This is a genomic window from Chelativorans sp. AA-79, from assembly GCF_029457495.1.
GTDB lineage: Bacteria > Pseudomonadota > Alphaproteobacteria > Rhizobiales > Rhizobiaceae > Chelativorans.
Window position 1 is genome coordinate 3,965,909 of record NZ_CP120361.1, and the last position, 21,630, is coordinate 3,987,538.

General features: G+C 62.7%; 15 protein-coding genes. 14 read left to right on the forward strand and 1 reads right to left on the reverse strand.

Annotated features, from left to right (window positions below; translation table 11 throughout):
* The gene (tssH, locus tag PVE73_RS19455) at positions 1 to 2,832 is read right to left on the reverse strand and encodes a type VI secretion system ATPase TssH (RefSeq protein WP_277367519.1); all 2,832 of its coding nucleotides are present in this window, start codon (positions 2,830 to 2,832) and stop codon (positions 1 to 3) included.
* A gap of 223 nt (positions 2,833 to 3,055) precedes the next feature.
* Between tssH and tssA the strand changes: the two genes are divergently transcribed.
* From tssA to PVE73_RS19525, 14 genes are all read left to right on the forward strand, one after another.
* Positions 3,056 to 4,120, forward strand: a complete 1,065-nt coding sequence (gene tssA, locus PVE73_RS19460; protein WP_277363821.1) for a type VI secretion system protein TssA — start codon at positions 3,056 to 3,058, stop codon at positions 4,118 to 4,120.
* Between the two features lie 66 nt (positions 4,121 to 4,186).
* Complete coding sequence (tssB, locus tag PVE73_RS19465) at positions 4,187 to 4,723, forward strand: type VI secretion system contractile sheath small subunit (protein ID WP_277363822.1); 537 nt, start codon at positions 4,187 to 4,189, stop codon at positions 4,721 to 4,723.
* The gene (gene tssC / locus PVE73_RS19470) at positions 4,720 to 6,201 is read left to right on the forward strand and encodes a type VI secretion system contractile sheath large subunit (protein ID WP_277363823.1); all 1,482 of its coding nucleotides are present in this window, start codon (positions 4,720 to 4,722) and stop codon (positions 6,199 to 6,201) included. The genes tssB and tssC (PVE73_RS19470) overlap by 4 nt, the downstream gene beginning before the upstream one ends.
* Before the next feature lie 39 nt (positions 6,202 to 6,240).
* On the forward strand, positions 6,241 to 7,626 hold the full coding sequence (gene tssC / locus PVE73_RS19475) for a type VI secretion system contractile sheath large subunit (RefSeq protein ID WP_277363824.1): 1,386 nt from the start codon (positions 6,241 to 6,243) through the stop codon (positions 7,624 to 7,626).
* Complete coding sequence (locus tag PVE73_RS19480; protein ID WP_277363825.1) at positions 7,623 to 8,453, forward strand: type VI secretion system accessory protein TagJ; 831 nt, start codon at positions 7,623 to 7,625, stop codon at positions 8,451 to 8,453. Before tssC (PVE73_RS19475) ends, PVE73_RS19480 begins: the two co-directional genes overlap by 4 nt.
* Entirely contained in the window at positions 8,446 to 8,952 is a 507-nt protein-coding gene (gene tssE, locus PVE73_RS19485) for a type VI secretion system baseplate subunit TssE (RefSeq protein ID WP_277363826.1), read from the forward strand. Before PVE73_RS19480 ends, tssE begins: the two co-directional genes overlap by 8 nt.
* Positions 8,945 to 10,729: a type VI secretion system baseplate subunit TssF gene (tssF, locus tag PVE73_RS19490; protein WP_277363827.1), complete on the forward strand. Its 1,785-nt coding sequence runs from the start codon at positions 8,945 to 8,947 to the stop codon at positions 10,727 to 10,729. Before tssE ends, tssF begins: the two co-directional genes overlap by 8 nt.
* A gap of 20 nt (positions 10,730 to 10,749) precedes the next feature.
* Complete coding sequence (tssG, locus tag PVE73_RS19495; RefSeq protein ID WP_277363828.1) at positions 10,750 to 11,754, forward strand: type VI secretion system baseplate subunit TssG; 1,005 nt, start codon at positions 10,750 to 10,752, stop codon at positions 11,752 to 11,754.
* 7 nt (positions 11,755 to 11,761) lie between these two features.
* Positions 11,762 to 13,003 carry an FHA domain-containing protein gene (locus PVE73_RS19500; RefSeq protein ID WP_277363829.1) on the forward strand — a complete coding sequence of 414 codons (1,242 nt, stop codon included), beginning with the start codon at positions 11,762 to 11,764 and terminating at the stop codon, positions 13,001 to 13,003.
* Complete coding sequence (gene tssK, locus PVE73_RS19505; protein ID WP_346772378.1) at positions 13,000 to 14,340, forward strand: type VI secretion system baseplate subunit TssK; 1,341 nt, start codon at positions 13,000 to 13,002, stop codon at positions 14,338 to 14,340. Before PVE73_RS19500 ends, tssK begins: the two co-directional genes overlap by 4 nt.
* Complete coding sequence (gene tssL / locus PVE73_RS19510; RefSeq protein WP_277363831.1) at positions 14,337 to 15,854, forward strand: type VI secretion system protein TssL, long form; 1,518 nt, start codon at positions 14,337 to 14,339, stop codon at positions 15,852 to 15,854. Before tssK ends, tssL begins: the two co-directional genes overlap by 4 nt.
* On the forward strand, positions 15,851 to 19,309 hold the full coding sequence (gene tssM / locus PVE73_RS19515; RefSeq protein ID WP_277363832.1) for a type VI secretion system membrane subunit TssM: 3,459 nt from the start codon (positions 15,851 to 15,853) through the stop codon (positions 19,307 to 19,309). Before tssL ends, tssM begins: the two co-directional genes overlap by 4 nt.
* Positions 19,310 to 19,319: 10 nt before the next feature.
* Positions 19,320 to 20,708 carry a type VI secretion system-associated protein TagF gene (gene tagF / locus PVE73_RS19520; RefSeq protein ID WP_277363833.1) on the forward strand — a complete coding sequence of 463 codons (1,389 nt, stop codon included), beginning with the start codon at positions 19,320 to 19,322 and terminating at the stop codon, positions 20,706 to 20,708.
* Positions 20,705 to 21,616, forward strand: coding sequence for a protein kinase (locus PVE73_RS19525; protein ID WP_277363834.1), 912 nt, complete (start codon positions 20,705 to 20,707; stop codon positions 21,614 to 21,616). The genes tagF and PVE73_RS19525 overlap by 4 nt, the downstream gene beginning before the upstream one ends.
* Positions 21,617 to 21,630: the final 14 nt, after the last annotated feature.

Below are 21,630 nucleotides of genomic sequence, written 5' to 3' on the forward strand. Positions count from 1 at the left end.
TCAATGCTCTCCTGTTTTCGCGAGCTCGTTGCCAGACCTGTGTCTGGGCGGGCCCGCTTTTCTCTTCGATGCTGCGTCCGGCGTATCGTTCTCCTCGTCCGGAGCCGCCTTATTCGTCGCCCGCTCCCTGCGCTTGACGAATTCCTCCCCGCGCGGCAGCCGTGCGGGAACGACGCTGAAGTGCCGGCCGTCAAAGCCGATCTCCACCGCCTTGCAAGTTCGCCGGGCGGTGACAGCGTCGAGAAAGAATGTGGAAAGGGACGGCAGCAGGTCGCGGGCGATCATGCTTTCGATCGCACGCGCGCCCATTTCGCTGGTCTCGGCACGCGAAACCAGCGCCGCCCGCGCCTCCGGCAACAAGTTGATGTCGGTCGCGTAGCTCAGCCGGATACGGTCGGCGATGCGGCCGATCTGGATATCGACGATGCCCGAAAGCGCTTCCTTCCCGAGTGGCAGGAAGGGCACCATCGTCGTGCGGCCCAGGAACGCGGGCTTGAAGTGTTTCCGCAGTTCCGGCAGCAGCAGCTTTTCCAGCGCTGCGCCTTCGGGCATGGTGTCGGGATCGGCGGCGAGCGTATAAAGCAGTTCGGCTCCCGTGTTCGCCGTCATGAGAATGGTTGTGTTCTTGAAATCGACGTCACGGCCTTCGCCGTCACGCAGCGTGCCCTTGTCGAAGACCTGATAGAAGATCTCCTGCACGCCGGGATGCGCCTTGTCGATCTCGTCGAGCAGCAGCACGCCATAGGGGCGGCGCCGCACGGCCTCTGTCAGGACGCCGCCCTCGCCGTAGCCCACATAACCCGGCGGCGAACCGAGAAGCATCGAGACCTTGTGCTCCTCCTTGAACTCCGACATGTTGATTATCGTCAATGATTGCCTGCCGCCATAGAGCAGATCCGCCAGTGCGAGAGCGGTCTCCGTCTTGCCCGTTCCCGAAGTGCCGACCAGCAGGAAGACGGCGGGCGGACGGCGCGGGTCGGAGAGGCCGGCCCGGGCAGTCCGCATCGACGTGGCGATCCTGCCAAGAGCGGCATCCTGACCGATGACCCTTTCCTTCAGCCGCCCGTCGAGCCCCTTGACGACGTCCACCTGGTCGGAGAGGAGCTTGCCAACCGGAATGCCCGTCCAGCGTGCGACCAGTGACGCCACCACGTCACGATCGACCACGCGGGGCACCAGAAGCGTCTCGCCGGCGGCCTGAGAGAGTTCGCGCTCGGCTGCAGCAAGTGCCTCACGCGCCTGCTCCGCGTCGGAACTTCGCGCTGGAAAGACCGCTACGTTGCCGAATTCGCCGCCCGGCTGTTCCGCCCCCCGCGCAGCGCCGCCTTCGGCCATATCCGGACCGGGCGAGAAAAGAGCTTCCAGGCGGTCGGCTTCCCCGACCAGCCGCATCTGCTCGTCGTAACGCGCCTCGAACGCCTCGATCTCCGCCGCGGCCTGCTTCCGCCGGGCTTCGACGTCGAGCGCGCGCGCCCGGTTCTCCTCGGTTGCCGGCTCGCGAACGAGCCAGCTCGCCTCGGTCGCCAGCAGATCGCGCTCGCTGCGCAGCGCCCTCAGCGCTTCCGGCTGAGACTGCCTGGCCAGCGCTACCGAGGCGGCGGCAGTGTCGATCAGACTGATGGCCTTGTCGGGCAATTGCCGTGCGGGGATGTAGCGCGCGGAGAGGCGGACCGCGGCTGCCAGCGCCTCGTCGCGAATGCGAACGCCATGGTGGGCGGCGAACGCGTCGGCGAGGCCACGAAGCATGCGGATCGCCGTCACTTCATCCGGCTCGTGCACTTTCACCATCTGGAAGCGCCGCGTGAGCGCCGCGTCCCTTTCGATGAAGCGCTTGTATTCGCTCCACGTGGTGGCCGCGATCGTCCGCAGCTCCCCACGCGCCAAAGAGGGTTTCAGGATATTGGCTGCATCGCCGGTTCCGGCCTGACCGCCGCCGATCAGGCTGTGGGCCTCGTCGATGAACAGGATGATCGGCTCCGCAGCCTCCTTCACCGCGTCGATCACGCCGTGCAGCCTGCGCTCGAACTCACCCTTCACGCCCGCACCCGCCTGAAGAAGGCTGAGGTCCAACGACAGGAGCCTCACTCCGGCCAGAATTTCCGGCACGTCGCCCGCGGCGATGGCCAGCGCCAATGCTTCGGCAATGGCGGTTTTGCCGACACCGGCTTCGCCCACGAGGATCGGATTGTTTTGCCGGCGGCGCATCAGCACGTCGATGACCTGGCGCAACTCGCACTCCCTCCCGATCACCGGGTCGATGCGGCCGGCCCGTGCATCCGCTGTCATATCCTGGGTGTAGAGACGCAGGAACTCGTTGCGGCCCGGCGGTATCCCACCTGCCGGCGCGCGCTCGATCTCCGTCTCGTCCGCGCCTGCGCCTGCCGCTTGCAGGTCGGTTTCGATCCGCTTGATGTTCATCTCGCGTAGGGACGGCGCCATGCCCTTCGCCAGACTCCGCAGCGACTGCTCCGAGAAGATGGCGACGAGCAAATCGCCAAACGTGATCCGGTCACGTCCATATTGCAGGGAGGCGACCAACCACGCTTCACGTGCTAGCAAGAGCGTGCCTTGTGAAAACGTCAGTGATACTCCGTCGCCGCGCGCCAGATCCTCTATCGCCAGCTCAACCTCGCGGCGAAGGCGCTCGGGGTCTACCTCGGCGCGAACCAGCATCGGCGGGACGGTCTCTATATCAAGAAGCGACCGCATCCAGTGCGATATCTCCACCGCCGGATGTCCGTTCCGCGCTGCCAGAGAGGCAGCCTCCTCAAGCCCAACGCGCAGAGAAGGCTCCAGCGCTCCAATCAGACGTTCAAGATCGATATTTGGCATATACGCCACCCATTGCCTCCTTAAACACGCGATGGCGGAGGCATAGGAAACGATTCGTTAAAGTCTATACATTTCTCTGCATAGGCGGCAAATGACTACAGTAGGACTCAAATAATTACAGATAGTTACACAGGCATTGACATAAATATTCCACAATTGGGAGACATTCGTTTATGTTAGATAAAAACACTATACTCCAGGGGTGGCGAAAGCCGAGTGCGCCGTGTTCTTAGAGTACAGCAAGATTGTCTCTCCTATTGATGGCGACAGGCCATGCGGAGACGACATCAGAACCAATCCTTCCCATAGGGAACTGTACTACCGTATCAAGGATGCGCGGAATACGGCGCGCGGCGTCGAACGCAATGCCGCACCAGGCGACCCCCTTTCACTTGCTCAAGAGTGGCGCGAAGTAAACAGCCTTGGAACTCGTATTCTTACCTCTATCAGCAAAGATATCGAAATCCTGGCCTGGATTGCGGAAGCTCAGATCCGTTTGAACGGCTATTCGGGCTTGAGGGATGCATTTTCTGCATCCACGGCTCTTTTCGACAAATACTGGGACGAGATCCATTCCGTTTCTTGCGACAGTGTCGAGGAAAAAATTGCCCCGTTGGCGGGACTAAACGGCATAAACGGGGAAGGAACGCTGGTCCCGGCGATACGCCTCGCCTCCCTCGTGCCGGGCACGGGCTTCGCACGTCATGCACTTTGGGACTATCAGCTTGCCCAACGCGCGGGCGAAGAGGAGCGTCGGGAGAGGCTGCAAGCCGCCGTGAAGGACGCCGGCAGCGCTGCGATGGCCTCGCATCTTGCTGACGTTACGAAATGCGTGGAGGCGTTCGATGCGCTGGCCGCGGTGCTTGATGCCTGCTGCGGAGAGCATGCGCCGCCGAGCGCCAACACGCGCAACACCCTGCTGGAGTCGGCAGCTGCCATACGCATCCTGGCCGGTCTCAGCGATGAAGTGCCACAAACGCCCGGGCATCCCGACGGCGGCAACCACATCGCGGCTGGCGGCCAAGTCGCCGCAACGGCTTTCGGAGGCGTGCGCGTGGCGACAGTCGAATCCCGCGAGGACGCGTTCGAGACGCTGCTCGCCGTTGCACACTATTTCCGTCGCACCGAGCCCCATTCCCCGATTTCGATGTCGATCGAGACACTCGTCCGGCGCGGTCGCATGGATTTTTCGGAGCTGCTGGCGGACCTGCTTCCCGATCCGCAGGCACGGAAAGCAATTCTTACGGCGGCGGGCATTCAGCCCACCGGAAGCGAACTGGGGACATAGAACCGGCAATGATGCCGGCCTTCGACCGAAACGACAGATCACACCGCGGCACAAGGAGAATCCCACATGGCAAGCGTCCACGAAAAACTGGAGCGTCTTCGCAAGCCCAGAGTCCACATCAAATACGAAGTGGAGACCGAGGGCGCAATGGTGGTGAAGGAGCTGCCCTTCGTCGTCGGGGTCCTCGGCGACTTCTCCGGTAACCCCACGGAGCCGCTCAAGCCGTTCGGCGAGCGAAAGTTCGTACAGATCGACCGCGATAATTTCGATGATGTGATGCGCCGCATGACGCCGGGCCTGGAGCTTTCGGTGAAGAATACGCTCCGGGATGACGGCACCGAGATGGCGGTTTCGCTGAAGTTCCAGGGTCTGAAGGACTTCGAGCCAGGCGCGATTGCAAATCAGGTCCCCGCGCTGAAGGCACTGGTGGATGCACGCAACCAGCTTCGCGACCTGATGAGCAAGGCCGATCGCTCGGAGGATCTGGAGCGCATGCTCGAGGAGATCCTCCAAAACCAATCCGACCTCGGCGCGTTGGCGAAGGAACTCGAAGGGGGCAGGAGCGACCGGGCGCAGGATTTCGATGGGAGGACGACCGAATGAGCATGGAGACACAGCTTGGAAAGCAACCGGCGGCCGACCTGCCCGTGGAGGAAAGCCTGCTTTCAAAGGTGGTGGCGGCCACCCGGCAGACCGAACCGGACCGCGCACAAAACCTCCTGCGCACACTGACCGACCAAGCGCTGAAGGGCACGATCGTCTATGATCGGAACCTGACCATCACGTTGAACAACGCGATCGCCGAAATCGATCGCGCCATATCGCGCCAACTCGCAGCCGTCATGCAAGCTCCGGAATTCACCAATCTGGAGGGCACGTGGCGCGGTCTACATTACCTCGTTTCCAACACCGAAACGAGCGCCAACCTAAAGATTCGCGTGCTCAATGCGGGCAAGCGCGAACTGTCGAAGGATCTGGCGAAAGCGGTCGAATTCGACCAGTCGCGGCTCTTCAAGTCCATCTACGAGGATGAATTCGGCACGCCCGGCGGTGAGCCGCTCGGTGCGATCATTGGAGACTACGAGTTCGACAATTCGTTCGAGGACGTCCAACTGCTCCAGGGATTGTCGTCGATCGCCGCTGCCGCCTTCGCACCCTTCATATCGGCGGCAAGCCCGCGCATGTTCGGCTTCGAGGACTTCCGCGAACTCGCCAAGCCACGCGATCTGGAAAAGATTTTCGAAACCGTGGAGTACGCGAAATGGCGCTCCCTCAGGGAAGGCGAGGATTCGCGCTTCGTCACGCTCGCACTTCCGCGTGTTCTGGCACGGCTGCCATACGGGCCGAAGACCCATCCTATCGATGCGTTCGAGTACGACGAGACGGGCGGTTCGGAGAATGGTGAGTTGCCGCACGACGGCTACTGCTGGATGAACGCCGCCTATGTGATGGGCGCGCGCCTGACCGATGCGTTCGCAAAAAGCGGTTGGTGCACCGCCATCCGTGGTGCGGAAAACGGCGGGAAGGTGGAAAGCCTGCCGATGCACATCTTCACCAGCGATGACGGCGACCTCGATTTGAAGTGCCCGACCGAGGTGGGGATCACCGACCGCCGCGACGCCGAGCTCGCCAAACTGGGGTTTTTGCCGCTGTGTCACTACAAGAACACGGACTACGCCGTCTTCTTCGGCGCGCAGACGACCCACAGGTCCAAGGTCTACGACAAGCCTGAGGCTACTGCCAATGCCGCGGTTTCCGCGCGCCTGCCCTATGTGATGGCCACCTCCCGTTTCGCGCACTACCTGAAGGTCATGGGCAGGGACAAGATCGGTTCCTTCATGGAAGCGGAAGACTGCGAAGCCTGGTTAAACCGCTGGATCGCGGGCTATGTCAACGCCAATGACGACGCCGGAGAGGAGGCACGCGCCAAATATCCGCTGCGCGATGCGCGGGTGACGGTGCAGGAGGTGCCCGGCAAGCCCGGCTCCTACAACGCCGTCGCCTGGATGCGGCCCTGGCTGCAGATGGAGGAGTTGACAACGTCGCTGCGGATGGTCGCGCGCATCCCGGCGAAACGCTAGGGCGATACGCGCGGGCAGAGAAGCATTTCAGGTCATTTCATGTCCACGGGTTCGAGCACAACGCGGCGCCGGATCGATCGGCTCATCACGTTGATCGACGAGACGGTGAACCGCCAGGTAAACGCCGTTCTGCACCATCCTGATTTCCAGGCTCTGGAGGCTGGGTGGCTCGGGCTTGCCATGCTCGTTCGCGTGGCCTCTCGCAGCAGTGACGTGAAGATCCGCGTGCTCAGCGCCAGCTGGGCAGAACTCGCCCGCAGCATGCAGCGGGCGACGGATTTTGACCAGAGCCATCTCTTCGAGCTTGTCTACGGCCTCGAATTCGGGATGCCCGGTGGCGAGCCATTCGGATTGCTCGTGGGAAACTACCATCTATCGCTCCGAAGGCAGAACGACACGATCGGTACACTGGGCGACGTTGCCACGGTCGCAGCAGCTGCATTCTGTCCCTTCGTGGCAGGCGCTTCCCCGGACGTGATTGGGCTCGAAAATTTTGGCGAGCTAAGCCGGGTGTCCGACCTCTCGCACCTTGCCAGCGGGCCGGAGCACGTCCGATGGAATGCACTTCGGGAGCGCGAGGATTCACGATTCCTCGGCCTCGTGGCGCCGCGTATCCTGCTGCGTCCGCCCTATATCCCTTATGCCCGCGGGCGCAACGATGGATTTCCGTTCCACGAAACCGTCGCCGCCGACGGCAGCACTCTTCTGTGGGGCAATGGCGCCTTCGCCTTCGCTGCGATCGTCATCCGCAGCTTCATCGATTCCGGCTGGTTCGCGGAAATCCGCGGCGTCGCGCAGGACGCCAGGGATGGCGGGCTTCTCACGTCAGCCGAACTCTTATCTTACGATTTCGGCGTGGAGGAACACGGCCTTTCGGCGCAAGCGCCAGTCGAGGTGCGATTGACGAGCGCTCAGGAGCAACAATTCTGCGATCTCGGCCTTATTCCCGTCGCCACCACCTATCTTTCGGCCGCGGCCATTTTCAACTCCAATCAGTCGCTACACGCGCCTCAGCACTTTTCGAGCGAAAATGCCCGCCAGAACGCGCGGCTTGCGGCCATGCTGCAATACGTCCTGTGCGCATCCCGCTTCTCGCATTACCTCAAGGTCATCATGCGCGACGAGATTGGCCAGTTGGCGGATGCGGCGTCGATCCAGCGGAAACTTGAGGCCTGGCTTTCGAACTATACGCTTGGCAACGATGATGCCGACCTATCCCTCCGCGCGCGCTATCCGCTACGCTCTGCGGGGATCGAGGTCAGGGAAATGCCGGGCAAGCCCGGCACGTTCTCCTGCACCCTGCGGCTTCAGCCCCATTTCCAGCTCGACGACGTTTCCGCGAGCTTTCACCTGATCTCGGAGACCGTGCCCTTGCAGCAAACCTCTGCTCGCACGTCCTCCACTCTCCACGGGATGCCAGTATGACACTTGCCGAAAAGGTGGCCACGCTCCTGGCCGAAGATGCGCTGATGCAGGCGACCAATACCGCGCGTGAGCGGCTGAAGTTTGACCCAACGGACCAGCCCGCGCGAAATCTCCTGATCGACCTGCTCATTCTGCATGGCGATTACGAGAAGGCAGACTCCCAGTGCAATGTGGCGGCTGCACTCGCACCTGAGGAAGCCGCGGGCTTTGCGCTTCTACGCAACCAGCTCTACGCAATGATGGCGCGGCGGGCATGGTTCGAAACGGGTGCTATACCCGAATTCGCCTGGCACCCGAGCCACCTCGACAAACGGGCATTGGCGCTCGCGGTGGCCGATCGTGCGGGGCGGGGCGAAGAAGTGAAGCACGCGCTCGCCGAGCTGGAGAATGCACGGGACGAATACCCCATGAGCTGGAACAGCGTGCTGGTTTCGGACTTCCGAGATCTCGACGACCGCACACCTCACGCGCTCGAAGTGCTGACAAGCGGTGGCGCCTATCTCTGGGTCGATTTCGCCAAAATCGCCGCAGTGACCTTCGAGCCGATCATGACGCCGCGCGACCTCGCCTTTCGACGCGCAAAGCTGTCTCTGATCGACGGCGCCTCCTCGTCGGTGCTGCTGCCGGCGGTGTATTACGGGACCGGCGACGAACCGAAACTCCTTTTGGGCCGCAAGACCGAATGGGTGAAAGAGAAAAGCGGCATCACCACCGGTCGCGGCCAAAGATGCTTCCTCGCCGGTGACCAGCTCGTTCCATTTCACGATACGCGCTCCCTCGGCAATGCCGTTCCCATGAACGAGTTGGAGGACGCGGGCAATGGCTGACCCGCTCGATCACTACAGGCCGAAGGAGCGCGTCCTGGCGCGCTCCGTCCTCGATCGCCTGCTCGACGCCTGCCCGGATGTCACGCAGGATTCGGCAATAAGCCTGGCCGCGCAGGCCCGCGAGTTGCGCGAGGCGATCCGCCGGGATCTCGAAGCGCTGTTGAATACACGCCGACGCCCCGTCTCGGCACCGCCGGAGTTGGGTGAGCTCAAAGACGCCTTGGTCTCCTTTGGCGTCGACAGTATGGTCTCCGCCAACCTGGCGACCGAGGAGGCGAAATCGGCGCTGGCGCGCGCCATCGAGCGGCGCATCACGCTGTTCGAGAAGCGGCTTTCGGACGTGCGCGTCACAATTCCAGGAAAGACAGCCGGCGAGCGCACGCTGCGCATGCGCATAGAGGCAGCCACCAGGCTCCACGACGGCATGCCGCCCATCAGTTTTGAGACCAGGCTCGACCCATCCAGTCAGCGCTTTCTCCTGGAGCCGCGCGATGGCTGAAGGCTTTCTCCACCGCTACAACGAGGAACTTTCGGCATTGCGGCGTCGGGCCTCCCGCTTTGCGGAAGCCTTTCCGAAGATCGCCAGACGGCTCCGCATGACGGGCGAAATCGCAGACGACCCGCATGTCGAACGCCTCATCCAAAGTTTTGCCTATTCCGCCGCGCGCATCCGTCAGAAGCTCGACGACGAGTTTCCCGAGCTGACGAGCGAATTGCTCGAAGTGCTCTATCCGCATTACCTTGCGCCGCTTCCGTCCATGAGCATCGTGCGTCTCAGCGCGAGCACAACGCTGGCAAGTGTCCAGACCGTGCCGCGCCATACGGAGATTCTGGCGGAGCCGATCGCCGGCGAGAGCTGCCGCTTCCGCACGACGCAGGATGTGGAGATCGCGCCGGTGCGGATTACGACGGCTTCCCTTTCCAGCCAACCGATCAGCGCGCCGCCATCACCCTTTACGGGCGCGGCGGGCTGCCTTCGCGTGTCGGTAAGGCCTTGTGACGACAAGATGTCGTTCTCTCAGATCGGCCTCAGGCGATTGCGCCTGCATCTTGCTTCCCAGTGGCAGGTGGCGAGCGCGCTGTACGAGCTTCTGGCGAACCATACGATCGGCATCGCGCTTGCGCGCCATGCCGATGACGAAGCGCCTTTCTTCCTGCCGCCGGAAAATCTGCGACCCGTCGGGTTCGGTCAGAAAGAATCCATGCTGCCTTACCCCTCCGCCAGTTTCAGTGGCTATCAGCTACTGACTGAATTTTTTGCGCTTCCGCAAAAATTCCTCTTCCTCGAAATCGACGGGCTGGAGCGCTGGCGCGATTCCACCCTCGAGATCTTCGTCTACCTCGACGATACCAATGCAAAGCTGGAGCGCAGCATCGACGCGCGGGACCTCGCTTTGCATGCAACGCCGGTCGTAAACCTCTTCCGTCAGGCCTGCGAACCCATCCTGCTGGACGGGACGCGTACGGAGTATCGCCTGTTGCCGGATTCGCGCCGGCAGATGACGCGCGAGATCTATTCAGTGGAGCGCGTCCTGCTGACAAGACGGGACGGCGGGGAAGAAGTTTGCCGCCCCTTCTTCGGGCGCACCATGCGCGACGGCGGCTCGGCAGCTTGCTTCTGGCAGATTCAGCGCCGTTTCGACGCGGATGACGGAACGAGCGATGTCGACATCGCATTCGTCGACGCCGCGCGTCATTCGGCTGAGCGGCTCGACGCCGTCGCCACTGTGGACGCGCTCTGCCTCAACCGGGATTTACCCGAAAAGCTGCCCTTCGGCGGTGGCCATCCTCATCTTCAGATCGCGTCCGGGCATGAGGCCGTCGCGACGGTCGAGACGATCACTCCGCCCACACCTTCGCTGCGGATGAGCGGCCATGAGGATCGCAACTGGCGGCTCATGTCGCACCTCATGCTCAACCACCTCTCGCTTTTTGACAATGACGGGGCCGCGCTGAAGGACATCCTGTCCCTTTACGTCTTCCGCGATGCGCCGGAGACCAAGCAGCTCGTCGACGCCATCACCCACGTGGAGGCGCACAGGTCGACAGCGCGGATCGCTGAGGGCGGCATTGTTCCGGGAACCGAGATCCTGCTGGAGCTCGATCCCGCCGCCATCGATCGCGCATCCGCCTACCTGTTCGGCAGTGTCCTCGACCGCTTCTTTGGCCTCTACACCTCCATCAACAGCTTCACCCGGCTGACCGTGTCTCTGAAAGGCCGGTCGAGACCTGTTGCGACCTGGCCCGCACGCGCCGCAGAGCGCCCCCTTTTATAGACGCAGAGAGGGTGGGAGCAATGAGGCGGACTTTTGAAAAAGACCAAGAGATCCTCGCCGATCGGCTTGAAGCCGATCCCGGCCGGTTCGAGCCGACAACGGCGTTCCGTGTCGCCCAAGCAGCGAGCGGCCCGCTGGCGATTTGCTCGCATATCGGTGTTTCTCTGATACCTCTGCCGCTGGCCGGCTTCCGGCGTGGTGATGGCGGCAGGTCTACGCTCAAGAGCGCCCTTCCCAGCCCGCTCGGGCCCCTTGGCGTGCTTCCGCCCAGCTATCTGGAGCTCGCGATGCGGGAGGAGCGGAACCGCGCACACGGGCTGACTGCCTTCTTCGACCTTTTCGGCGCGCGCATAGCGGAGCTGTTTATCGATGCATGCGAAAAATACCGCCTCGCGCGCCTGCTGAGATGGGATCGCCGCGAAGGCGGCAACGGCTTTCGGACAGCATTGTTTTCGCTTACCGGTTTCGGCACTGCACGGCTGCTCGAGACGAGCAATGTGGATGCGGCGTTGATCCTTCGATTCAGCGGCTTCCTGGCCTCACGTACGCGCAATGCGTCGGCGCTTGGCGCAATGTTGCGCGAATTCACAGGGCTTCCGGTCAAAATCGAGCTGTTCCGCGGCCGGTGGCTGTCCATTCCACCTGAAGAGCGGAGCACGCTGGGGCGTCGTTCGAGCGCCCGCCTCGGAGACAATGCCGTCGCCGGTGCAGCAATCCACAATTTCAGCGGCGGCTTTCGCGTGGTGTTGGGACCGCTCGAATATCGGGACTATCTCGCACTCGCGCCGGGGAGCCGCGCGGTAGAGGAACTCTTCGCCCTGATACGGCTATTTGCCGGATCAAGCCTCGCCTTCGATCTGCAACTTGTCCTGAAGAAGGAACACATCCCGTTCTGCCGCCTCGACGGGCCGGAGGGGGCACCTCGTCTCGGGTGGAACACATGGGCACGAATAGCTCCTGCCCCCGATGACTGCGGGGACGCGGTCGTCACCCAAGATGCGGCTGTGCCGCTTCCACAGTCGTGAGGATACCATGGCCCTGCGACTTGAACTCAAGCAGACCAAAGGCCTTCCGAAGAGTGAGCGCAACCGGCGCTGGTATTTCGAGACGGGCCGGCGGACGCTCGGCCGCTCTGCCGACTGCGACTGGCAGATCCCCGACCCGCACTGCACGGTTTCGAAGCTGCACTGCGTGGTCACGGCCGATCGCGCGGGATTCGTCTTGTGTGACAAGAGTTCAAACGGCTCGAAGGTCGACGGAGTGCTGGTACGCGAAGGCGAGACGGCAAGACTGTCGAACGGTTCAATAATCGGACTCGGCAATTTTGCCTTTACAGTTTTGATTACCGGCGCAAAAACTCCGGAATTCAGCGATCCCGATGAAAACCTCGTCCTCAGCGACGAGACCCTCACGATCTCGGCAATCCTCGCCGACATTGCACCGAGCGGCGGCGCCGAATCAAGCGGCCTTCCCGGGGCCGGTGCGAAGTGGCACGACACGCCTGCCGGCGGAAGTCCGGTGCAGCACCGTAGCAGCCACCTGTCGGCTTCGCGAAGAATGGAGATCGGCTGGCGCGGTCCTTCAGAACCGATGGAGAGAGTGCCTATCCTGCCGGAGGACTGGGATCTGAGCTCCGATTGTAGCAGCCGGTTTGAACATGCCCCGGCGACCCAGGTTTCGATTCCCATTGCCAGAGCAAGAAAGCCGAATGAGGTCGCGCCAGAGAGCGAAAAGCCAATTCAGCAAATATCGAAAGCTCCGGCGCCGATCGGCCTCCCGGCTGCTGCAGAGCCGGTCGCGGAGACCACTTGGCCGGCAGATCTGCTGCGGCACCTCGAGGCGCTTACCGGGCGCTGCGAAGAAGCATGCGTCGATTCCTTCGCTGCTTTTGATCTGGATGCCGATGCTTTCTTTCCTGCCACCGAGCTGGGTGCAGCCGCTCCCGGGGAGGCGCTGCGGTCGCGCCTCGAAGCCGTGCTTTCCATGCAGATCACACTCCGAGCCGCCATCGGCAGCTTGCTCGACCAGGCAAGCCGCATGATGGAGCCGCCGCTGGTGGAAGCGCGCGTCAATGCCGAACCGGGGCAGTTCTGGCGGCGCGATGGTGCTTATTGGCACGCCTACAAGGCGCAATTCGAAAGGAACGGGAGGCGAATGACACTGCGGGATCTGTTCCGTGAAGCAGTGTTGCGCTCGCTGCACGAAGACGCGCTGGACGAAGCCTTTCAAGGCGGCGCTCCCGGCAAAGATATGGATGAGAGCCGCGGCAGATGAAACATGAAAACCGGGTCGCATGGAGCGAAGGTATGTTCCTTCGCGTGCAGCATTTCCAGCAGTCCGACCGCTGGACCGAAAGACTGGTGCGTACGACCGCGCGGGAGCTTTGCGCCTATCCCTGGGGTGTAGCCGAAATCGGCATCGATCGCGGCGCTCTTGCGATCGGGCAATTCGCCTTGTCAAATCTGCGCGGCATCCTGCCCGACGGAACAATCTTCGAAGCTCCTATCGATACCGACTTGCCGCCGCCGCTCGAGCTCGATGATTCGGTGCGCAATGCGACCATCTTCCTGGCGCTTCCGGCGCGGCGCCCAGGCAAGGCCGACATCACGATGAATGGGAGCGCAGAGGCAAGGGAGGCACGCGTCGTCGCCTGCCCGTACGAAGCGCCCGACGCCAATGTCGAGACCGACTTCCTGGCTTCGATCGACGTCGGACGGCTGAGCCTTCGCCTTCTGAAAAGCGGAGATGAGCTGTCCGGCTACGAGTTGGTCGGACTTGCACGCGTTGTCGAGGTGCGTTCGGACAAGGCCGTGATCCTCGATCCCGCCTATATCGCGCCGTCACTCACCTGCGCGGCCGAACCGCGGCTGAACGAGCTTGTAACCGAACTTCTCGGCATCGTGCGCCATCGTGCCGAGGCAATCGCCGAACGCATCGGAGATCCGACCATACGCGGCACTGCGGAGGTGGGCGATTATCTTCTGCTCCAGATCCTCAACCGCGCAGACCCAATGCTGCGGCATATTTCGGCCAACGCGACCAGGCTCCATCCGCTCGTCTTTTACGAGTGCTGCATCCAGCTTGCGGGAGAGCTCTCCACCTTTACGACGGACTCCAGACGCGCCAGCGAATTTCCCCTATATCGCCACGACGATCTCAAGAGCACCTTCGAGAGCGTTTTCGACGATCTGCGGACGTCGCTGTCGGCCGTACTGGAGCAGGCCGCCGTTCCTGTCGATCTGGTCGAGCGCCGTCATGGCGTACGGGTGGGTACCATCAATGATCGCATATTGCTGAAGGAAGCAGGATTCGTGCTCGCGGTGCGCGCCGAGATGCCGACCGAGGATATCAGGCGCAACCTGCCGGCGCAGATCAAAGTGGGACCGGTGGAGCGCATCGCCGAACTGGTCAATGTCGCGCTGCCGGGAATCCCGGTGAGACCGCTTCCCGTCCTCCCGCGACAGCTCCCCTACCGTTCGGGCACGGTTTATTTCGAGCTCGACACCAAGAGCCCGCTCTGGAAGCAGCTCGACACGTCGGGCGCGGTCGCTCTCCACCTCTCCGGTGACTTTCCCGATATCGAAATGGAACTCTGGGCCATCCGAGAATGAGCAAAGAACAGTCTGTTTCCTGGCAGGATCTGCCAACCATCGTCGAGCTCACGGAAGAAGGCGCGCGCAAGCAGCGGAAGGCGCGCAAGATGGCCGAGATGCTCGACGAGGCGCTGGAGCTCGTGCCAGAAGAGCTGAAAGCCGCTGAAGAGCAGGAGACGAAAAGTACCGGCTGGTCCACCGAAAAGCTGGTGCGCGATTTCCGGTTCGGAGGAGCTGGCATCCCCGTGATCGTCGCTTCCGCCGCGCCGCTGCTCAACCTCGCCCATGCACTGCGGCAGAGCAGGAATCAGCCCGATATGGAGGAGTTACGGCGCGTCACGATGGAGGAGATCCGCCGCTACGAACGCGACCTCGCAAGTGCCCGCATCAGTCCGGAGCGGGCACGCGCGGCGCACTACATCGTCTGCGCGACCGTCGACGATGCGATTCTGAGCAAAACCTGGGGCGCGCGCGCCGGCTGGGCCAAATCCGGACTTGTCTCAACCTTCCATATGGATGTCACGGGCGGCGATCGCGTCTTCGACCTGCTGAACCACTTCCATCAGAGCCCCGCGGCCAGCAAGGATCTGCTGCTCCTGATCTATCTATGCCTGTCGCTGGCCTTCGAGGGCCGCACGCGCGTCTCACCACATGGGTCACTGGAGCTTGGGCGCATCCGTGACGGTCTCTACAAGACCTTGCTTGGGCAGTACGGCATTTTCGAACGAGAGCTCTCACCTCACTGGCGCGGCGTCTCGGCGCGGCACAGGCCACTGCGCATGGCGGCCGCGCTATGGACCCTGCTTTCAATCCTGACGCTGGTCTTCGCGCTCGGCTATCTTCTGTTCACGATTTCGCTGAATCGCGCATCAGATGGGACTTTCGAGCGTCTCGCCACCCTGCCGCCGCATGAGGCGCCGAGCGTGGCTTTCCTGCCGCGCCCGGAACCGGAAACGCCTATGGCCGAGGAAAAGCCGGTCTCTCCCCCGCCGCCTCCGGCACAGAAGCCGAAGCTTCTAAGCCGCCTTCAGAACCTGCTCACATTCCTCAAGCCAGAGGTGGAACGCGGCACCGTATCGCTCGCGGATGCAGGCGGCCGGCTTTTGGTCCGGATCAACAATGCCGGTGTGTTCGATGTCGGCAGCGCGAACGTCAACACCGAATTCACCGATCTCCTGCGCCGCATCGGCGCGGCGATCGCAGCCGAGAAATTTCGCGCTCTCGTCGTCGGCTACACCGACAGCACACCCATCCGGACGGTGCAGTTTCCGTCCAACTGGCACCTTTCGGAAGCACGCGCGAAGGCAGTTGGCAACATATTGGCCGAGTTCACGGGACCACAGGCGATCCTGACCGAAGGACGCGCCGAGTCTGATCCGCTGGCGAGCAACGACACGCCCGAAGGGCGCAGGAAAAACCGGCGCACCGAGATTCTGGTGCTCACGGATCCCAATGAAAGCCTCAAAGCAGCAGGGATCGTGCCTCTTACAAACGCGCGGCCCCTGACCGAAGAAGCAGAGCACACACCATGAACCCGCTCAGCTATTTCTACACGATCCGCTCCTATGTGGAGTCCTATGCAGGACTGCTTGGTAGGCGCTTCCTTTCGTTCATCTGGCTCATGGCGCTATGCGTTGTGGTATGGTTCTACGGGCATCTGATCGGCTACGGCGAATTCAAGCCGCTGGAAAGCGCAGGCGCCAGACTCCTCGTGATCACGCTCTTGTTCGCCGGCTGGGCCGTATATCTCGCGGTGTCGCTTGCCCGCGCGCGAAAACGCGACCAGGCGCTGGTCGACGCCATAGAGAATGATGCCGCCGCCCAAGCGGCCGGCGCCCAGAAGGCAGAGGTCGCCGAGATACACAACCGCCTGAGGCAGGCGCTGGCGTTGCTGCGCCGCCTGGCGCGCAGACGTCTTGGATATGTCTACGAGCTTCCGTGGTATGTCATCTTCGGCGCCGCGGGGTCGGGTAAGACGACTGCGCTGACCAATTCGGGTCTCAAATTCCCCCTGGGCGACGCTCTGGGCACCAACGTCGTCCAGGGCGTCGGCGGCACACGCAGCTGCAACTGGTGGTTCACGGATGAAGCGATCCTCATCGACACCGCGGGCCGCTACACCACGCAGGATGACCTGAACGGGGCATCAAAGGCCGGGTGGGAGAGTTTCCTCAAGCTCTTGCGGAAATATCGTCGATCACAGCCTGTCAACGGCGTGCTCGTCACCGTTTCGGTCGGCGATCTCCTGATGCGCGACCCGGCTGCGCGAAAGGAAGAACTGCGCGCCATCCGGCAGCGCCTCTCGGAGCTGGACGAATTCCTCCTGGCCCGTGTGCCGGTCTATCTCGTGCTGACCAAAGCCGATCTTCTCGGCGGTTTCGTCGAATTCTTCGCCGGCTTCAACAAGTCGGACAGGGAGCAAGTCTTCGGTATGACCTTCGAACTGGAAGAGAGCCATCGCGCCGTGGATCTGCCCGAGCGGTTTCTGCAAGAGTTTGCATTGCTGCAGGAGCGGGTGGACGCCATGCTCCTCGAACGGCTCCAGCAGGAGCCCGATCTCGAAGCCAGGGGCCGATTGTTCCGTTTCCCGGCCGAACTCGCCTTCCTCAAGGAGAGGCTGCACGAGGTCTTGGCGGAAATGTGTTCCGGTTCTCGACTCGTCGAGGCTCCCCTGTTGCGCGGCGTATATCTCGCATCGGCGACCCAGACGGAGGAAAGCAGCCCTGCGCTTGCGGGCGCGCCGCAGACACAGCGCAGCTATTTTCTATCCCGGCTCTTCACGGATGTCATCTTTGGCGAGGCCGCGCTCGTGGAGCGTGACAGCCGCGTCTCCCGCAGGCAGTTGATCCTGCGCCGCGCGGCCTATGGCGCGGCAACGCTGCTTTCCGCTCTCGTGCTCGTCAGTTGGACGGCAACATATTTCCGCAATACCACTGCTCTGGCACAAGCCGAGGAGCACATCAGCGCGTACGAGGAGCAGGTACAACGCGTGCCCGTGCGCGACGTGTCGGATACCGACTTCCTGCGCATCCTACCGGCGCTGGACAATTTGCGCGCGATCACCGCCGGATTTCCGCGGGAGAAGGTATGGCCGATCCGCTTCGGACTCGATCAAGGAAGCAAGATCGCCAATCGCCAACGCCAAGCGTATCACCGGGCGCTCAGCGCACTTCTTCTGCCCCGCATGCTGGTCTATCTGCAGAGCCGGATCGCCGAGAGCCATGATACCGACGAGACCTTCGACGCACTCAAGTTCTACAGCATGCTGGGCGGCCTCGGGCCCGTCGATCCCGACTTCGTATCCGTTGAGGCGGAGGACATGTTCGAGCGCCTCTATCCGGGCGCCGGGCGCAAAGAGGCGAGAGCAGCGCTGGTCGCTCACACGGAGACTATGGCGGCAGGTCCGTTGCCGCCGATCGGCCTTGACGATGGGCTGATCGCGCAGGCGCGTGACAGGATACGCAACCTGAGCGTGGCGAGCAGGGCCTACGACATACTCAAGAGCCGCAGACAAGCGCGCGCACTCCCGCCTTGGATACCTGCGGATGCGCTGGGGCCGCTTGGCGAGCAAGTTTTCGAACGTGCGTCGGGGGCATCGCTTCGGGTAGGCGTCCCGGGCTTCTTCACCGCTACCGGTTACCAGTCCGCTGTTCTGCCGCAGATCGTCAGCGCTGCACGAGCGGCCCTGGATGAGCAATGGGTGCGCGGGCAGGCCAACCCGGCGGGCTTGACGATCAACGAGGTCACGAAGGCCGCGCTCCAGCTCTACCTCGACAATTTCGGAGAACAATGGGCCCGGCTGCTGGCGGATATGCGCGTGCGCTCATCCCAGTCACTGGGCGAGGCAGCAGAGACCGCTCGCATTCTGGCCGGCTCCCCAAACCCGATCGAAACGGTCGCGCGATCGATCGCCGCGGCGACCGACTTGCAGGATGCGTTCATCAGCGGAGGCGAGGAGGTCGCAACGGTGCTCGACGGCGACAAGGTCAGCGTGCCTGATCCATATGCCGCTCTGCGCAAGTCCCTGGAGACACAGTCCGTAGCGGAAGGCCAGGAAAGCGGAGCCGCTCCCGCCCAACTGGCAGCCCTGCAACCCGGTATCCGCGCCGTCTACGGCCAGCTTTCGCGCGCGGCCACCTCGACTGCCGAAGTCGCACAGATCTTCGACGTCGACAGCCAGCTCACCAATGCCAATCAGGACCTCTTGCAGCAGGCGCGAAACATGCCTGCTCCGGTCGACGGCTGGATGGCGGGGGTTGCGGCCGACATCGGTTCACTCGCCGTCAAAACGGCACGGCGGCGCGTGGCGGACCTGTGGGCGCCCGAAGCGACGGTATGCTCCAGCATCGTGACGGGCCGCTACCCGTTCGTCCGCTCGTCCCCGCATGACATCTCTCTTCACGACTTCGCCAGACTGTTCGGGCCGAGCGGCCTCTTTCACACCTTCTTCAAGGAACGGCTCGCACCCTTTGTCGATACGACCACCTCGCCGTGGACATGGCGCGGTACTTTCGGGGCGCCCGGAACTCCGAGCGAGGCCCTCGCCCAGTTTGAAAATGCAGACAAGATCCGCCGCGCCTTTTTCCAGTCGGGTGGTGAAAATCCGAGTGTAGCCATCAACGTCAAGCCGCTCTCACTCTCGAATACGGCCAACGCTGTGATGATCGAGATCGACGGCGAGCGCGTGGTCTATTTCCATGGCCCGGTGCAGTCGAAGACCATTTCCTGGCCGTCCAGCGAGGCGGTCAACCTCTCGCGAATCGCTTTCCTGCCCGGCGGATGGCAGCAAGCAACAACCGAGACGGGAGATTGGTCCGCGTTCCGGCTCTTTGATAGAGCAGAGGTTACATCCGAAGGTGACGACCTCTTCCGGGCGCGCTTTGAAAGCGTCGGCCTCACTGCAGAGTTCGAGGTGCAATTCGGCTCGGTGCTCAGCCCGTTTCGCCTCGAGGCGCTTTCGGATTTCAGCTGTCCATCGCAATTGTGAGGGATGCACCATGAGGCAGGGCCAAACAAAAGGCGCCACCAAGGAGGAACCCGACCTCATCGGCTTCTTCGGTAAAGTACCCACGCATGGCGATTTCCTTTCCGAAGGCTTCGGACCCGCCTTAAGGGAGGCGCTGGACGGCTGGATACAAGCCGGACTGCAATCGAGTGAGCAGGTTTTTGGCAGACAGTGGCGCGACATGTTCCACGCTAACACGCCGTGGCGCTTTGTCGTTCAGAGCGGCCTCTGGGGACCGGCAACCGTCGCCGGCGTGATGCTGCCGAGCAGAGACCGTGTTGGGCGCAGCTTTCCTTTGATCGTTGCAGCACAGCTCAGCAGCTATTCCGGTGCCGCACGCTGGCTTTGTTACGACAGGACGTGGTTTCTGGCCGCCGAGGCACTGGCGGAAACCTCGCGCGCGAAAGATTTCGACCTGGCAGGCCTGTCGGCGGGTCTCAAACGCCTCCGCCTACCGGAGGCGAAGGCTCTCGTCAGCCTGCCCGGTGAAGAGCGCGACGGCAACGGCAGGGGCGTCTCCATCTGGTGGATGGTCGACGCCCATACGCGTCAGGTGTCAGGCTTCAAGACTGTCGGCCAGCCAAGGGAATCCGATTTTCCGAGGTTGCTCGAGCACGCCACAGGACGCATCGACGGAGATGAGACCCGGCAGCCGGGGGACGTCTCAGCGCGCCAGGAACCACGTTCGGCAGAAGCACCATCTTCACGGGAGCTTGTGATCGAAAGAGGTTACGCCACGCATCCCGGAACGCGCCTCTCCATCAATGGCGATGCGCTGCTCCTTTCGGATGTTCCACGCCTCTTTGCCATCGCCGACGGCGTAGGAGACGGCATGGCGGATGCAAATGCCGCCAAGGCTGCAGTCAACGCGCTGACCGACGCAACCCCGCAGGAAACGCTCTCGGCGCTCGTACAGGAGGTAAAGGGCAAACTGGGACGCGCGCATGGACTGTTGCGCGCGTTACCTGTTCCCGACCAACGTGGCGAGGGGCCGAAGGCGAGTGTAATCGTGCTCGCCATCATGGGCGATGCTTTTGCGGTGATCTGGGCAGGAGATGCCCGCTGTTACCTGGTTCGAGACCGCATGATGCGGTGTCTCACGCGGGACCACATAGAGATCGGGCTGCGTCGGCGACTTTCGCGCTGCATCGGAGGAGATGGCCCCTTGGCGCCCGAAATCGTCAGCGACACCCTCCAAGACGGGGACCAGCTTCTGCTTTGCAGTGCGCCGCTTCCTCGCGTCCTGGGCGAGCATGCAATCGCAACAATGCTGTTGGATTTACCTGCCCATGAGCTTCCCGCCGCGCTCGTGCAGGAAGCGCTGATCGTGAACACACGCGACAATGTCAGCGCCATCCTCGTCGGTGCGAGCCAGAGATGAGCGTGCAGGATACGGATATGAGCCGGATCGCCGCCCGGTTCGGCGCTCTTTGGCAGGCCCTGACGCATGAAGGCGACCGGGTGCGTGATCGCGAGGAAAGTCGGCTGCTCATCGATCGCGTGCGGGCTGCACTCGACCGGGGACACGCACATTTCGGTGCTGGTTCTGCATCCGACATCGTCGCCGGCACTTTCCTGGTGGAAGAGTTGGTTCATGAGACGCCTCGGGCACAGATATTCCGTCTACGCCATCGCGATCTCGCGGAGGCTTACGCGCTCAAGGTTTTGCACCCGGAATGCGCGGATGATCCTACACTTTCCGACCTCCTGCTGCGTGAAGCGCGCATTCATACCGCGCTTCACCACACGAACATCGTGATCGCCCACCTCCCTTTGCGGCTGGCAGACGGCAGGCCGGCGCTGCTGCTGGAATGGGTGGGCGGGGGAAGCCTCTCGCAGCGCCTCAACGGGTCGAGATGTTTTTCGCCCAGCGACATCTGCGGAATCATGGAGGCGCTCCTTTCAGGGCTGCAGGCCATCCATACGGCGGGGTTCGTGCACGCGGACATCACGCCCGCCAATCTGCTCTTCGCCGAAGACAGTCCGATAAGCCTGAAGATCGCGGATTTCGGCATTTCGGTGGAGCGGCGGAGCGCCTCCGGACCGGATTCTGCAGTGCGGGCACGCTCGCGCCTGGCGCCTCCACAATGCCTTGCTAACGGCCTCCCGAATGAGCGGGCGGATCTCTATGCATGCGGACAAATCCTTCTGAGGCTTCTGGACCACTGCACCCGGACCGCGGATGCGGCCCTGGCGTCATTCGCCGAGCGTCTCATCTGCGGCGACCCCACACGTTGCCCAGGCAGCGCGGGAGAGGCCCTTGCTGCCCTGCGCGCGATCGCCGGATAGAAGACGCTTGCTTC